Source organism: Nostoc sp. NMS2 (genome assembly GCF_017115105.1).
Taxonomy (GTDB): domain Bacteria; phylum Cyanobacteriota; class Cyanobacteriia; order Cyanobacteriales; family Nostocaceae; genus Nostoc.
Genome location: NZ_JABXKH010000178.1, coordinates 125526 through 141589 on the forward strand (window position 1 = coordinate 125526; position 16064 = coordinate 141589).

Sequence of the window (16064 nt, forward strand, 5' to 3'; positions counted from 1 at the left end):
TATTGCTCAATGGGTAGGTATTGATGTGAGTAAAGCCACATTAGATGTTTATATCCGTCCTCTGGGTAAAGCAATGAAAGTGGCAAATACAGAATCAGAAATATCAAATCTAGTGGAGCTACTCTTATCCTATAGTTTAAATCTGATTGTACGATTAATGGCGGTCGCGCTCATGTTCGTGCCACTCTTTATATGGGTGCTGTTGTTGCTATGCGTCATAATCCGGTTATCAAGGCCTTTTATGAGCGCCTTGTCGAACGTGGTAAATCGAAAAAATTAGCTCTTCCTGCTTGCGTTCATAAAATGTTAGTTATTCTAAATGCAATGGTTCGAGATAATTTGCCTTGGCGTGTAACTGACAACTTACAACCCATTGCCAACGCTTAATCACAACTCAACGTTTTTATACTTTGGAATAGTCCCCCCGATGATCCCATTGCGGCATTTGGGTCAACTTTTTATGCTCTTTTTTATCTCCACGGGAAATCCAGCAACTGGGGAAGATTCTGCAGCGAAGCGGAGTGGCTGGTGCGGGCTGCTACCATCTTAACCAAGAGCCACAAGTCTTTTTGCCCGTACCAGCCACCGCAGAATCTAGCGCAGCGTTTCCCAGTTGCGTCAATGTTAAGAGTCCCGGTTTTTTGTTAACGATCGCTTGACTTTTAAGACAGTCGCTACAAATCTTCTTAACTGGCATGATCTGTAGCAAGGGATTCCATTGACACTGCGATCGCATCTCCAAATCACAGTAACTTTTATCACTCTTTTTTTCAAAAGTTTCCTGATATACACCAACTTTGTCTGTCAAAAGAAGTATTGGTGCAAGTCAAATGAAATACCATGAGTGATATTAGTCTACTGATGGCGGGTGTGCTAGCAACAGCGCCAATCTCTGCCCTTAATTTACCAGAACAGCCCGTAATTACGGCAGATAATCTGGTGCAGCAGTCAACACAAGAAAATTTATCTCAAGTTGTCTCGCCTGCTGAAATTACACCGCCTGAATTTGTGCAGCCAGATATAACTACTTCATCAGCTATAAAGCCTAAGTACGAAAATATACTTAGAAAAAGTAGAGAAAAAATTCAATTTATAAATTCCTCTAATTTACCTGAGTTAAAAGATACTCAAGCTGTAATCAAAGTTGCACAGAACCAGGAAAACACAGAAGAACCCCAGCCCCCAGACTCATACAACCAAATGTCTCAAGTCACGTCGGTGTCACAACTTAAAGACGTGCAACCTTCCGACTGGGCTTTTGATGCTTTGCAATCTCTAGTAGAACGCTATGGCTGCATTGCGGGATACCAGGATGGGAATTATCTGGGAAACCGCACTATCAGCCGTTATGAATTTGCGGCTGGTTTAAACGCTTGTTTAGAGAAGATTAACGAAGCGATGCCTGCGGCGGGCTACGCCTACGCTAACAATAAAGTTAATACTGTTAATAGTGAAGATTTAATCTTGCTGCAAAGGTTGCAAAGCGAATTCAAAGCAGAGTTGCAGCAATTACAACAGCGTGTCGAGACTATAGAACAGCACACTACTGAATTACAAGCCAATCAATTTTCTACAACTACCAGATTATTTGGTCAAGCCGTTTTTAGCGTTCAGGGAAGCAATAGCCCCGATGTGGATTTGTTTCCTAGAGATGGAGTCCCTGAACGCCAGGGAAAAACCAATCTGACTTTCACAAGTAGCGCTCAACTAACCTTAGCAACTTCATTTACAGGGCGAGATTTGCTGTTGACAGGTTTGTCTGCTGGTAATTTGGGTTCTAATGCATCATTGCTATCTACCAATATGGGGCGGTTGGGTTTCGAGTCAAATACAGACAACAATTTAGTTGTTAGTGACTTATCTTATCGATTTCTCGTCTCGGATAACTTGGGAATTGTCGTAGGTACGGCGGGAGTCAACCCCATCAACACCTTTCGCGGTATTAGCCCTTTAGAAGGTTCTAGCGACGGTGCAATTTCTCTATTTGGTCAGCGTAACCCGATTTTAAGTATTGGCAACGGCACTGGTGGTATAGGCTTTGATTGGCAAATTAGCGATCGCATCAGTTTACAAGGCGTTTATAGTGCAGAAATCCCCAATTTTTCTGGCAACATCAACCAGGGCGGACTATTTGGCGGTAGATTTACTGCTGGCGCTCAGTTAAGTTTAGCACCCACCAATAACATCGATATCGGCGTACATTATCTTTATTCCCACTCCCCAGATGGCTTACTGGGAAGTGGTATCGGCGATTCGCAACTGATTTCGCCTTTTGCAGATGCAACAGCTTTCGATACTCAAGCCATTGGCGCTACCGTTACTTGGCGAATTAACCCTAACTTGCAGTTGGGCGGTTGGGGTGGCTTTACTTCTTCCAAACCATTCAACCTTCCTGGAAGCGTAGAAACTACAAACTGGATGGTGTTCGCGGCCTTTCCCAATTTGCTGCATCCTGGAAATTTAGGGGGCGTTCTCGTCGGACAACCACCCAAAATTACTTCGAGTACTTTACCCGATGGCTTCAATTTTCCCAACTTTTCTGACGGGGGAACAGCAGGCGGACGTAATGACACATCAATTCACGTAGAACTTTTTTACCGCGCCCAACTGAGCGATAATATCGCCCTGACTCCGGGCTTATTCGTCATTTTCAATCCCGATCACAATGCTGCTAACGATGCTTTAGTAGTTGGAGCATTAAGAGCAACTTTCCGGTTTTAATTTTGTACTGATGTAAATGTAATAAAATACGCTATTTCCGTACTGTCTAATTCAGTATGAAATGCTTTCATCACCCGATGGGATAAAGGATAGCCCGTGCGTATTTTTTTTGATATGTGATTAAAGGAGCAAATTTTTCATGAAATTACATTCATCAACTAAGTTAGCTTGTGTTGTTCTTAGCAGCAGCAGTTTAGCCGCAGCCATCATCGCTTCATCTGGAACAAGTGCTTTTGCTCAAATCACAATTCAAAGCACTGGTACATTATCAGGTACTATCCAACTTCCCAGCATTAATCCTAATTTCAATCGCAGTACGACTCGTGTTGATACAGATGACACTGGGACTTACTCACGGAACTTAGGAACTAAAAACAATCCTAATTACGTTCCGGTGTACAAGTCAGACTATGTAAAAGTAGAAACACGCAAAGATGGAAGTTTGCATTACTTTGTTGACTTTAAAGGCATTCCGATTGTCTCCTTTAATGGCATTCTGAATTCGCCGATTCTCTCTGGCGGTGAGTTAACACCCTATAAATACCAGGGAAGATTGGCAGGAACGACATTTCAAGGAGTAGTTCAGGATGAATTTAATCTCACAAAAGCCTTATACACGGGTACTGTCACCGATCCAAACACTGGAAATCAATATCAGGGAACTTTTGAAGTGAGCGGATATGGAGTGCGATATAGCGATCGCAATGGAGGTGCAACCCCCACAGTCTTTGATTTCAAATCCGATCTCCCAGGTTCGCCAAAGGTAACTTCTTTGGAAATGACTAACTCCCCCCTGGCGAGGATAACAATCAAAGTACCTGCAAATGCAACTCTCATAACTCCCACACCAGTTGGTGGTAGTACGCCAACTCCTGCACCCATAATCAGTGGTGATAGTACACCTACTCCCCCGCCAGTAATTAGCGCTGGTAGTACACCTATTCCTCCATTGGTCGTTGGTGGTAGTAGCACAACCACTTCTGAACCCGTAGCTAGTGGTGGAAGCACACCTACTTCTGAACCCGTAGCTAGTGGTAGTAGCACACCTACTCCTGAACCCGTAGCTAGTGGTGGTAGTGCGATCGCTTCCCCAACACCTACAATCTACACATCTGCCTCTAATTCTCCATCCCCTTCTACTACACCTAATATGGAATTCAGTAGCGGTAATTCGCTGGAGGTAAATCAAGTAGTGGTTAACCCTGCAACCCTTGCTCAACCTGCTTGTTCACAGGATTCTACCAATAGCTGCACAATACCAGCTTCACCCAAACAAGCGATCGGCCCCCGTAGTCGAGTACTAGTACGTTAGTGATTTGAGAGCTTCTTTTGCCCCCCACACATCTTTAGTACAAAACCAAAATCGTTGAAGATCCCCCTAAATCCATGCCACTTGCTCATGGGGGAAACCACGCCAGATGCTCCACTACAGCGCTTCGCGCATCCTGCGGCGGGGGAGACCCCAAGACCGCACTGGCTCCCCAAGACCGCAGTGGCTCCCCTTAAAAAGGGGGACTTTGAAGGGCTTTTGCCCCCCTTTTTAAGGGGGGTTGGGGGGATCAAAAGCCTGGGAAACGACTCTAGAAGAATTGTATTTACAGCATAGCCCTGTAAACTGAGAGAGTTTAGGGATATGGTCTTGGCAAAAGTTTTAAGGTGCTTCTGGAACTCTAGCAGGACAAAATGGAATCAATATGATAGCCAAGACAGGGGCGACATTGCAATTAAAAAAGTCCACTAGAAGTTATTCGCGGCGTTTTAGTTGCTCAGGCTTGATTTCGGTGGTAGATTTTACCCTGATGACTTTCTGGCTATACTAGTGATTTGAGCTGACTGATTGATAAATTTCATCCCCCACTATGAAAGACATAAAAACTATCAATTTCAGACATAATATTAAGTGTGCATTTCCTTTTAACTGACACAAAAGCCTTGTCTGCTCTGAAAGTAAATAAATTTCCTTGGTGGTAAAAAATTTTTATCAGTCAATCACTGAGGTTATTAACACTAACATTACAGAGTCAATCTAGAACAATCAAACATCTTCTGAGTTAGCACCTATGAAAGAAGAATTGATAGCCAGAATTATACAAGTATTGCAAATTAATATGAGGTGGATGACTTGGAATTTATTTCTGGCTTTTATACCTTTGGCTTTGAGTGTGTGGCTATTTCGCATGAGGCGCGGTGGCACTTGGCTTTGGTGGCTAGGATTCTTAGTTTTCTATGCTTTCTTACCAAATGCACCGTATTTGTTGACCGATGTAATTCACTTGATAGATGATATCCGCACAATTCAATCTGTGTGGATGATTACTTTAGTACTAATACCTCTGTATTTACTAGTAATTATTGGTGGATTTGAAGCTTATGTAATATCGTTAATTAATTGGGGTTACTACTTACATCGCATTGGCAAGAGTCAATGGATTTGGCGCGTTGAGTTGATTACACATTTTCTCTGCGCTGTTGGTGTTTATTGGGGGCGATTTTTACGTTTCAACAGTTGGGATTTTATTACTCAACCCGATGCCGTACTTACCAAAGGGGTAGAAGAAATTATCGGAAAACAACCCTTAGTAATCATTGCTATCACCTTTGTGGTACTTGCAGGTTTGTACTGGATTATGAAACGAGTAACTTTAGGTCTTAGCCAACCAGGTAGTAGAATTGGGATCAAGTCAGAAAGCACTAACTCTAACACGCCAAACATTTGATGTTCCTGGCGATTTTAGATTTTAAATTTGGGGTTTTCATTAGTAATTCCATTGATGAATATTGCCTATCAAAAGAAAGATGCAATTCAATACTGCTCGGTTAAGTGGAAAAAGCTTAAAATTCGTAGGTTGGGTTGAGGGACGAAACCCAACATTTCTGAGGCTTTGTTGGGTTTCACTTCATTCAACCCAACCTACAAATATTCTTAACCGAGTAGTATTGAGATGCAATTAAACCCTCCTTAAGGTGAAATAAACTCAGAAGCAAACGGTTGGACTTTGACCGCCACCATCTGAGAATAACGTCCGATCAGATCGTTGAATATCGATGGTCTGATCTGATGTTTTCGATCGCATTGATAGGAGGGGTATCTTATGGAATTAATCTCTAGAGAAGAAATAAAGACATTAATAGAACAGCCAAAAGGAAATTGTGTTTCAATTTATATGCCAACGCACCCAGCCGGGCCAGAAGTGCGACAAAACCCAATTCGCTTTAATAAATTTATTGATCGGGTTTTCTTTATGCCCCTGTGCCTATTGTTGATGTCGTGCTGCTGCTAGAATTATTCGTTGTTCAGCACGAGCGATCGCCTGATATGTTCGTTCAACTGCTTCTGGTTCAACGGAAATGGAAGTTATGCCCCATTCCACTAATTTATCGATGATTTCTGGATAGAGGGCTGGTGCTTGACCGCAGATTGAACAAGGTATACCGGCACTTTTAGCCATTTGGATCAGTTGAGCGATCGCACTCATAACTGCGGGATGACGTTCATTAAATACTTTTGCTAGCTGTCCTTGTTCTCGATCCACTCCGAGCAATAATTGGGTTAGGTCGTTTGTACCAATGGAAATTCCGGCTGCACCTGCTTTCACATATTCCGGCAGCAAAAACAGTACGCTTGGCACTTCCGCCATCATCCACAATTGAAACTGCGACACCTGGGTTAAAAGAGCTTGCTCAACTTTGCGACGGCAAAAGACAAATTCTTCTACAGTCCGCACAAAGGGTAATAGTAGGTTGATATTGCTGTAACTAGCTTGCTGTACACTCGCTAAAGCTTGCAGTTCTAACTCAAATACTGCGGGATTTCGTAAATAGCTGAAAGTGCCGCGTTCACCCAACATCGACTGGGGCAAAGATTCTAAACTATCACTCAATGATGGTAAATCCTGCGATCGCCAATCTAAAGAACGATAAAAAACTGGTCTTGGTGCAAAAGCACGAGCAAATTGCATAATCTGCTCAGACCATAGCTCTAATAATTCTGCCTGCCGGCCACCTAAAATCCAATTATTGGGATGTTGTCCGTCTAATATATTTAATACCATCAATTCTGAGCGCAACAATCCCACGCCATCCACAGGGAAGCTTTGCACTTGTTCTATTAAACTGGACTGACTCAAGTTAACCAGTAGTTGGGTAGCAATCATGGGTAGATGAGAAGTAACAGTAGGATGGGGTACTTTCGGGTTGGGGTGATGGAGGGAAAGAAGTTTTTCTTCTCTCTCTCTCTCCATGTCCTCCTTTGAGTCTCCTTTGATGCGATAAACTTCTCCTCTGTCGCCATCAAGCAGTAGTCGTTCCCCTGTTTGGATTAAGGTTGTGGCAGATGTTGCGTTTACTACTGCTGTAATACCTAATTCTCTAGCAAGAATTGCAGCATGGCTAGTTAATCCGCCTTGTTCTGTGATAATACCAGCAACTTGGTGTAGTAATGGTAGCCAATCAGGAGTGATTGTTGGTACTACTAAAATCACACCCTTGGGTAGTTGTTCGGGTTTGTGTTGCGAATTAGTAATTACTAAGGCAGTGGCTACAATACGTCCCCCTGCTGCTCCTAGTCCCGTGATGAATTTTCCGTGGGGAATTACAGATTGCGGAGAACTAACTTGTGTGATGTAGAGCTTGCTAGATGTGGTTTGTTGAGCAATAGTCCATTTAATGGTAAAAGTTTTACCTAGTTCACTTACTAGTTGAGTTCCCAGAGCAATTATTTGTTGTAAATATTCTTCTTGTAAAGCGTACTGTTTTTGTTGGGTTTCCTGAAGTACGTAGGTACTTAGAGAAGTATGATCTGGTGTTAGCACTGAGTTAGTGCCGGGTTGCGAAAAAGTTTCAAGTGCTGCATCATCCACACCATAAGCCAGCATTTTATTGCCCAATTGTTGCTCAAGAACAACCCCAGTTGCCTGTTGAATGTAGTAGATATCTGGCTGGACTTCACCAAGAGCGATCGCAACTCCTAATCCCCAAGTAGCCTCAATTTCCCAGCCAGAGGGATTGGCTTTAAGCAAACCACTGGCGATCGCATTCTCAACAGGTTGCACCAAAACTGCTAGATTTATTTGTTGCAGATTAATTCCTGCTCGTTGCCAATATAGGAGACTTCTGGCACGAAATATCTGGCTCCAGGTACGCTTTAGGGCAAAAGCGATCGCTTCAGGTTCGCACTGGCAAAACACCGACTCCAGCAAACCAGATATATTCTTCATACTTGGAGTAGCATTTGATATTGCTAAGGTAGGTCGAAGAATCAAACAGCTAGTTTGCCATTCTCTAGCTGCTTGAAAAATTGTACTCACCCACTGCTGCGGCACAGTTGCAGTAAGAATTTCTTGGCGCAAGCGACCAGCTACCTGCTGAAGTTGCCGCCAATTAGCAACATCTAGATGTAACGAAGAATGGGGTAAGTCAGCCACTAATGACTCTGAACTATTGAGATTTTCAAGAAATTGCCGCAAATTTTCTGCCGAAATCACAAAACCAGGCACCACCGGATAGCCACGCTGCATGATTCTGCTCAAGTAAAACGCTTTATCACCTACTTTGGCGCGGTCTTGTAATTTAATTTGGTCTAGCCAGTAGAGTTTGTCCACTCAATTTGTTAGTTGTCTATTTGTAGCCACAGGCATTTCCTTCTGGTACGTTATCAGCCGTAAATCCATTGGCTCTTAAGTAGGTCGGCGCAATTAAAGCTAACTGGCGGATGCTGTCATTTGTCATTGGTCATTGGTCATTTGTCATTGGTCACTTGTACTGAGCGACTTGTGCCGAGCGAAGCCGAGGTAAGTCGAAGTATTTGTCATTGGTCATTACTAAGGGCTTTAAGCCTATTTACGTTTCGTAACATACTTAGTTTTTTTCGCGCCAACTTACTTAATTCAACTCCTTTGTAAATCAAATATTGTCCTTCATTTAGCCTCTCTTCCCTGAAACAGGGGGTTTAGTTGTCTGATCGAGTTATAGATGGCGGTATCACATTTAATTATTTAGTGTATGGGTTAAATCTAGCAATTTGAGGTAAATTTTTATGGTTCATCCATTTAGAATAGTTGAGAAACTATTTAATCAAGCTAAAATTCGTATCGTTTACCCAGATTGCGATCGCTGTCATAATTTAATAACGTAAACTTTATTTAGCTTTGATAACAAAATATCTTATTGAAAAATAATCCTAGCAATGGAATATGTTAATTTACATCTAAAAAAGTATCTGTGAATTGAGAAAATCTAAATCTAGTAATCATATTTGATTTTTTATAAAACCCCGTAAAACTAAAAAACCCTTATTGCCTATTAAGCCAAGATAAGTATGGCTACGCCACGCTGCGACAACAAAAAACAAAGCAGATGACTTGATGATATAAACTATTCAATTACACCCGTTGAATTAGATTCCACCAATATAAAGAGTAAAATATTTTTGCACTATTTTATAAAAATATTAATCATTAACCTAGTACACTCTGGCGGAAATTTGCCTAGCTTTAACAAAGGTATTTTTTCCCAAGTCTTGTTAATTAAGATGGTAACTGGATTTACCCGTGCTGTACTATGTATTTGAAGAAGAATTCAGGAATCAGCAATCTTGACGCGACGCTCTCGACCAGACGCTGTTGCTAGTAAGATTCCTGTAGGGGTACGCGGACTCGCTTTCCGCTTTTTCGTTCAAAATTCATTCTGTTCGCAGATGTTGGAGGCATTATTCTGGCTCCTGAATTCTGTTTTGATAAAATTATTTACACCAGACTAAACATTGCCAAACACTTACTACCTTGCAACTAATGATTGGCTAAATATCAGCCTCAGATTATGCTTTGCGTTATTTATAGGAGCGATTATCGGCTTAGAACGACAAATTAGTCGCAAACCAGCCGGTTTAAGAACTCATACGCTGGTGAGTTTAGGTTCAGCTGTGTTTACCTTGGTAATTATGCAAACAGGAGGACTGCAAAATAGTCCTGATGCACTTAGCCGCGTCATTCAGGGAATTGCAGCTGGTGTAGGATTTCTCGGCGCTGGAGAAATTGTGCGCCAATCTTCTCAAGAATCACAGCGACTTGAAATTCACGGACTCACATCAGCAGCAGCTATTTGGGTTTCGGCTGCATTGGGAATTGCTGCCGGATGTGGTTTGTGGCAGTTAGGATTGATTGCTACTCTGCTGACTTTTCTGATTCTCAACGTTTTTAAAAGGTTAGAACGTAATTAAATAATTCGTAATTCGTAATTCGTAATTCGTAATTAAGTTTTGTGACGGGGATTTAGACCCCGACCCAAAACGCGCTGTCTGTAGAGACAGGGGACTTAAACCCCCAAAGTTCGTTAAACTTTTCATTTAAATGAGTTAATCACTCTAGCCCGTAGTCCCTCCCCCAATCAATATCTACTCCACTTAACTGAGTGAGAGATGCTGTATGCTGCGTTAGATGCGCGACAGCTTACATCTCACTAAAGAGTTTCTTTTCTCGCCAGTTATGTCCGTGATAACTTTTTGCGTAACTGTCCAATAGGAAGCTCTATAAACTGGTAGATTGTATAGGCTAATCCTAAAGAAATTAATAAAGCAATTCCTGCTTGAAAAACTTTATGCAATTGGGGTAGATACAACCAAATACCGAAGAGTACAGTGTAATGGATAAGGTATAGAGAGTAAGAAAGTAAACCAATAAAACGGATCAAATTTAAATTTAGTATTTGGAATAATCCCCAATTGGGAAAGCGAACAGCGACAAAAAAGATGGGGTATAATCCAATTCCCTGTATGGTATAACGAAAGGTTTCTCGAAAATCTGCTGAACGATAAACGAATGAAAAAAGAATCAAGATTATTCCTGCGGGCAGGAAGAAATACTTCCAGAGTTTGTTAGAGTATTGCTGTGTATCTAGCATGGGATTATTACTAATTGCTAATATACAACCGAATAGAATACTATCTATTCGAGTGTCTGTTGCAATATATACACGCATCGTCTCTGCATCAAAACCATAAATCAGAACACACCGCCAGACTAAAAGCGCTAAACACAATCCTAAAATAATTAGTATTTGTTTGCCTGGACTTAGACGTAGCTTACGTAAACCTAGATAAAGGAATGGGAAAATAAAGTAGAAATGCTCTTCGACAGCAAGAGACCAATATACTCCACTACCAAGAGTTGAGCCTTTACCGCCAGTAAAAATTATGTCGTAGTTGGTGTAGTGCAGAATTTGAGCTAATAAAGTTGGTAATCTAATTTCTCCCGTAAGGAATCCTAAGACAGTTAAAGCAGCTCCAACAAATAACACTAGATAAAATGACGGCCAAATACGCAGTATTCGTCTTAGATAAAATAGCTTCAAATCAAGAGTTTCATAGTGATCGTACTCTCGTCTAAGAATAGTTGTGATTAAGTAACCACTGAGAAAGAAAAATACTGTTACACCAAAGCCTCCGGGAATAAGCTCTCCAACTCTTGAATGGGCTAAAAACACTACTAGTAAAGCAAAAGTTCTGATGCCATCGAGGGATGGTATATAGAATTTTGAGTGGGCATCTGCACCGAATGAAACTTCTGTATTAGCTCCAGGCGAAGGTATTGAGGATTTTTCCAAGAATCTTTCCTCCTTGTCAGTGCAACAAAATAGCTAAAAAATTTATGAAATAAAAAGTCCAGTAAGTTTTTTGACATACCGCACTTTTACAGACATTTTTATTTTTTTCAGTATTTATTATACGGTACACTTGACATTTTTTCAGATTAAATACATTACAGCTATTTTCAGGTAAATAGACCATGCAAATAGGGGCAATTCATGAATTGCCCCTACAACGTATGTGGTTCAAATACATAAAAAATGCTGTAAATGAAAGTAAATGTACTTAAAACTGCAGCTTCAGCAGGTTGTTCTGACTTTTCACAGCAAGTCCTCAAGCCCACAAGTATTTTTAGTTTTAGTCCAAACGCATCTAAAATATAGAAATCATTTAATGGCAAGGATTTGGCGTTTTTGAATTTAGCCAATTTTTCGGCAACATCCTTATCCAGCAGGGGTTTCAGAAACCTCGTGCGATCGCCCTGCAAGTATTTTGAATACAGGTTTTCAATTCAGTATTTTTATCTAGCACTTCTCGTTAAGATCGGGGGCTAGAGACTAGGGTAAGTGTACCTCATGTAATTGGGAACTGCTATAAATGTCGAATTATTTCTCCTGCTTTCACAAAAAGAATTTGGGAGGACTTTAACCACTGGGAATCAAAAGAACCCAAGTGAGTGGTAGTAATTAGGGTTTGAAAGCGGTCTTGAATAGCATCAAGTAATTGATTTTGGCGCGATAAATCTAGTTCGGCAAGAACATCATCAAGTAATAGCAATGGTGGCTCTTTGACGACTTCTTCAATTAATTGTAATTCTGCTAACTTTAAGGCTAGAACCAGGGTTCGTTGTTGACCTTGAGAACCGTATTGACGAGCGGGTGTCTGGTTAATAGTTAATTCTATTTCGTCTCGATGGGGGCCGACAAGGGTAGTGCCTTGGTGCATTTCAGCGATCGCTCGTTGCTGAATTTTTGCTAAAAAAGCTTGCTGCACTTCTTCTGGCTGGTTATCCTCTAAAGGAATATTCGGCACGTAATTGATTTGCAGAATTTCTGTACTGCCGCTAATACTGGCATGCCTTGCACTAGCAATAGGAGCTAATCTTTGGATGGCGCGATCGCGTCTTCTAATTACCCTGGTTCCTGTGGTAGCTAACTGTGCATCCCACACCGCTAGTTCTGAGTGTAGAGACGTTGCATCTAATGTCTCTACATGGCGTTTTAAAAAGGCATTGCGCTGGCGTAACACATGGTTATACTGCTGCAAAATGTGAGCATAAACTGGTTCGAGTTGAATTAAAAGTGTATCTAACCAGTTGCGGCGACCTTCGGGGCCGCCGCGTACTAGGTCTAAATCCAGGCTGGAAAACTGCACTGCGTTGAGGACGCCGAGAAAATCCATTTGACGGCGGATAGACTCACCATTGATCGCAACGCTGCGACGACCATTGTGCCGGAGGGTTAAGGTAAGGTCACTAACGCCTGTCTGTCGCTCAAGGGTGGCATTAATTTGAGCTATGGATTCCCCTTCTTGAACCAAATCGCGATCGCGTGTCATGCGGTGCGATCGCAATGTCGCCAGCAACTCCACCGCCTCCAACAAATTCGATTTTCCCTGAGCGTTATTACCTACCAAAATTGTTTTGGCAGCAGTAAAATCAACCTTTTGGTCTTGATAATTACGAAATTGTCGGAGGTTTAGAGTTTTCAGGTACATAAGTGCAATTTTGGATTTTAAATTTTAGATTTTGGATTAAAGATAAATCTAAAATCTAAAATCTAAAATCTAAAATTTCCTTTCTAGACAGCCCTCTTGCCCACAATCCGCAAGAATATCTTCTCCCCTTCAATCCACACGAACATTAAGGCACTGAAGCCAATACAAACCCCCAACTCTTGCAGATTCAGGTAGTGAGTACCAAAGAAATCTCGCAGAGGTGGGACGTAAATTAGCATCAACTGCAAAATTGTGGTGACGACAACAGCCGCTAATACAAAGATATTAGAGAAGGGATTCATCTCGATGGTCAGTCGGTTATTGGAGCGAATGGCGATCGCATGTCCCATTTGGGCGATACATAAGGTAGTAAATACCATTGTCTTCCAAGCTTCGGGATTTCCCTGATACCCAGCTGCATGGGTATGCTGATAAGCCCACCACATCAAGGCAATGGTGATAATGGCAAAAATTATCCCAATGCGAATCATATAAGAACCCAATCCCCTAGCAAAAATACTTTCGCGGGGACTAAAAGGCGGACGTTGCATGACATCCGGTTCTGGAGGTTCCACAGCTAATGCCAAAGCTGGTAAACCGTCTGTCACCAGATTCATCCACAAAATTTGTAAGGGAGTAAGGGGAACACCTCCCAAACCGATTATGGGTGCAGCTGCAATTGTGAGAACTTCACCAATGTTACTGCCCAAGATGTATTTAATAAAGCGGCGGATATTGGTGTAAACAACTCTACCTTCCTTGGTGGCGCTGACAATGGTGGCGAAGTTGTCATCAAGTAACACCATATCGCTGGCTTCTTTACTGACATCGGTGCCGGTAATGCCCATTGCAATCCCGATATCAGCTTGTTTGAGGGCTGGGGCATCGTTAACACCATCGCCTGTCATCGCTACAAATCGTCCTCGGCGTTGCAATGCTTGGACAATTCGCAGTTTGTGTTCTGGGGAAACCCTAGCATAGATGCTCACCAGGTCAACATTTTGCTCTAATTCTTGGTCAGTCATCCGTTGCAATTCTTGACCTGTGAGAACGCGATCGCCTTCTTGGGCAATTCCCAAATCGGTAGCGATCGCTCGTGCTGTTAACTGGTGGTCGCCAGTAATCATCACTGGGCGAATTCCAGCTTCTCGGCACTCTTGCACAGCCGCCCTTACCTCTGGGCGTGGCGCATCCAGCATTCCCACCAATCCCAGCCACACCAAGCCTTGCTCAGATGCCTCATCTGTGCCTTCCGGTGGAATTTCTGTGAGGGGTTTGTAGGCAAAACCTAGCACCCGCAAACCTTTACTAGCCATAAGGTCATTTTCTGCCAAAACTTTCTGGCGTTGTTCTTCAGTTAAGGGGGCTGAATGATTACCCAAATGAATTTGAGTGGAACGTGCCAAGGTTAACTCTGGAGAACCTTTGGTAAACATTAAATAAGGTTCAGATTGGAGAAAACCCGCGATCGCCGGATCAATGCCTCTCGAATCCGCTTCACCTGTGGCGACTCCCTCCACTTGAGAAATCACGCTCATCCGCTTGCGTTCCGAAGAAAAGGGGAATTCCGCAACGCGAGGTAACTTACTGTTCCACTGGTCTTTTTCGATTCCAGCTTTTCCCGCCAGGGTGATTAATGCCCCTTCTGTAGGATCTCCCAAAATTGCCCATTCACCTTGTTCTTTTTGTAATACAGAATCATTACAAATAGCACAGGCGACTGACAACGCCGAGATTTCTGGAGATTCCTCTAGGGAAATTTTTTGACCATCTAACTGAAAGTCTCCAGTGGGAGCATAACCTTCGCCAGTGACGCGAAAAGTTTTATTATTGGTGAAAACCGATTGCACGACCATTTTATTTTGAGTCAGTGTACCGGTTTTATCAGAACAGATGGTGGTTACAGAACCTAATGTTTCCACTGCTGGCAGTTTGCGAATCAAGGCATTTTGGCGTACCATTCGCTGGGTTCCCAGTGCCAGAGTCACGGTAATTACAGCAGGTAAACCTTCTGGCACTACAGCAACCGCCATACTCAAGGAAACTTCCAAGAGTTCTTGGATGTTTTTAAAACCTCCGTCCCTAATGACACCACCAGCGACAACGATCGCCACCAAAATCAAAGAACCCGTAACCAGGACGTTACCCAGTTGAGTCATTCGTTGCTGTAACGGCGTAGGTTCGCTTTCCACCGCCTGCAACATCGCAGCAATTTTGCCTAATTCTGTTGTCATGCCGGTGTTAGTCACCAGAACCTTACCGCGTCCTTGGACTACTTCGGTTCCTTGATACACGACATTGAGGCGATCGCCTAATGATGTGTCCTCGGGCAATTTTAGTGATGCCTGTTTATTCACCGCTTCAGCTTCACCAGTCAATGCCGACTCACGCACTTGTAAATTAGACTGTTCGATCAAACGTCCATCTGCGGCTATCTGCATCCCAGCTTCCAGCAGCATTACATCCCCTGGAACTAGTTCCTTGGCTGCTATCTCCACCAGTCTGGTGTCGCGGATGACCCGTACTAGGGGAGAAGTCATTTTTTTCAGGGCTGCCAAGGCTTTTTCAGCACGGCTTTCTTGGACATAGCCGAGTATGCCATTGAGGATCACAATTGCTAAAATAGCGATCGTATCTTTAAATGGCACTTCACCAGGCTTTAATCTGCCCTCGCGCAAAGCCATCAGGTCTAAAAACCCAGAAATCAGAGCTACGCCAATCAGCATCAACAACATAATGTTCTTGAACTGATCTAGCAGAATTTCCCAAGCACTACGGCCAGCAGTTTCTTCAAGTTCGTTGGGACCGTACTTTTGCAACCTCTGTTCAATTTCTTGGGGTGTTAAGCCACTGTCTGCATTACTATCGAGCAGGTCTAGCGCTTTATCAACTTCTAAACTATGCCAAACGGCGGCACCTTCAGGCAGAGAATTAGCAGACATCGTGTAGGTCACAGCAAATGGTTACAAAATTCGATCATAATTTAGTGATGGCAGGAATTCCATCTTCTAAAGTTACATTAAGGCGATCGCCCAGTTATATTAAT

Annotated in this window: 10 protein-coding genes and 1 pseudogene; 5 read left to right on the plus strand and 6 right to left on the minus strand. The window is 42.6% G+C overall.

The window, feature by feature from the left end:
• Nucleotides 1-153: 153 nt before the first annotated feature.
• Nucleotides 154-387: pseudogene (locus HWQ36_RS33545) on the plus strand (transposase); the annotation flags it as partial.
• A 151-nt stretch (nucleotides 388-538) separates the two neighbouring features.
• Here HWQ36_RS33545 and HWQ36_RS33550 read toward each other — a convergent pair.
• Nucleotides 539-808, minus strand: coding sequence for a hypothetical protein (locus HWQ36_RS33550; RefSeq protein WP_292711269.1), 270 nt, complete (start codon nucleotides 806-808; stop codon nucleotides 539-541).
• 32 nt (nucleotides 809-840) lie between these two features.
• Here HWQ36_RS33550 and HWQ36_RS33555 point away from each other — a divergent pair, with 32 nt between their 5' ends.
• The 3 genes from HWQ36_RS33555 (at nucleotide 841) to HWQ36_RS33565 (ending at nucleotide 5438) form a co-directional block, all read left to right on the plus strand.
• Entirely contained in the window at nucleotides 841-2721 is a 1881-nt protein-coding gene (locus HWQ36_RS33555; protein ID WP_292711272.1) for an iron uptake porin, read from the plus strand.
• A gap of 139 nt (nucleotides 2722-2860) precedes the next feature.
• Nucleotides 2861-4033: a hypothetical protein gene (locus HWQ36_RS33560; protein WP_292711275.1), complete on the plus strand. Its 1173-nt coding sequence runs from the start codon at nucleotides 2861-2863 to the stop codon at nucleotides 4031-4033.
• A 748-nt stretch (nucleotides 4034-4781) separates the two neighbouring features.
• On the plus strand, nucleotides 4782-5438 hold the full coding sequence (locus HWQ36_RS33565) for a DUF1361 domain-containing protein (protein WP_292711279.1): 657 nt from the start codon (nucleotides 4782-4784) through the stop codon (nucleotides 5436-5438).
• 537 nt (nucleotides 5439-5975) lie between these two features.
• Here the strand turns inward: HWQ36_RS33565 and HWQ36_RS33570 are convergent.
• Nucleotides 5976-8321 (minus strand): putative PEP-binding protein, encoded by a 2346-nt coding sequence (locus HWQ36_RS33570; RefSeq protein WP_292711282.1) that lies wholly within the window; start codon nucleotides 8319-8321, stop codon nucleotides 5976-5978.
• Nucleotides 8322-9481: 1160 nt separating this feature from the next.
• Between HWQ36_RS33570 and HWQ36_RS33575 the strand changes: the two genes are divergently transcribed.
• A complete protein-coding gene (locus HWQ36_RS33575) occupies nucleotides 9482-9937 on the plus strand; it encodes an MgtC/SapB family protein (protein ID WP_292711284.1) in 456 nt (151 codons plus the stop codon).
• A 263-nt stretch (nucleotides 9938-10200) separates the two neighbouring features.
• Here HWQ36_RS33575 and HWQ36_RS33580 read toward each other — a convergent pair whose 3' ends face one another.
• The 4 genes from HWQ36_RS33580 to HWQ36_RS33595 all read right to left on the minus strand — a co-directional run bounded on the left by HWQ36_RS33580 (nucleotide 10201) and on the right by HWQ36_RS33595 (nucleotide 15960).
• On the minus strand, nucleotides 10201-11319 hold the full coding sequence (locus HWQ36_RS33580; RefSeq protein ID WP_292711287.1) for an acyltransferase: 1119 nt from the start codon (nucleotides 11317-11319) through the stop codon (nucleotides 10201-10203).
• A gap of 212 nt (nucleotides 11320-11531) precedes the next feature.
• Nucleotides 11532-11789 (minus strand): hypothetical protein, encoded by a 258-nt coding sequence (locus HWQ36_RS33585; RefSeq protein ID WP_292711290.1) that lies wholly within the window; start codon nucleotides 11787-11789, stop codon nucleotides 11532-11534.
• A gap of 104 nt (nucleotides 11790-11893) precedes the next feature.
• A complete protein-coding gene (gene recF / locus HWQ36_RS33590) occupies nucleotides 11894-13018 on the minus strand; it encodes a DNA replication/repair protein RecF (protein WP_292711292.1) in 1125 nt (374 codons plus the stop codon).
• An 83-nt stretch (nucleotides 13019-13101) separates the two neighbouring features.
• Nucleotides 13102-15960: a cation-translocating P-type ATPase gene (locus tag HWQ36_RS33595; RefSeq protein WP_292711294.1), complete on the minus strand. Its 2859-nt coding sequence runs from the start codon at nucleotides 15958-15960 to the stop codon at nucleotides 13102-13104.
• Nucleotides 15961-16064 lie beyond the last annotated feature (104 nt).

Excerpts from the sequence above, each read along its gene's own strand:
- recF (WP_292711292.1), bottom strand. The coding sequence starts at position 13,018 with ATGTACCTGAAAACTCTAAACCTCCGACAATTTCGTAATTATCAAGAC.
- HWQ36_RS33560 (WP_292711275.1), top strand. The coding sequence starts at position 2,861 with ATGAAATTACATTCATCAACTAAGTTAGCTTGTGTTGTTCTTAGCAGC.
- HWQ36_RS33555 (WP_292711272.1), top strand. The coding sequence starts at position 841 with ATGAGTGATATTAGTCTACTGATGGCGGGTGTGCTAGCAACAGCGCCA.
- HWQ36_RS33565 (WP_292711279.1), top strand. The coding sequence starts at position 4,782 with ATGAAAGAAGAATTGATAGCCAGAATTATACAAGTATTGCAAATTAAT.
- HWQ36_RS33595 (WP_292711294.1), bottom strand. The coding sequence starts at position 15,960 with ATGTCTGCTAATTCTCTGCCTGAAGGTGCCGCCGTTTGGCATAGTTTA.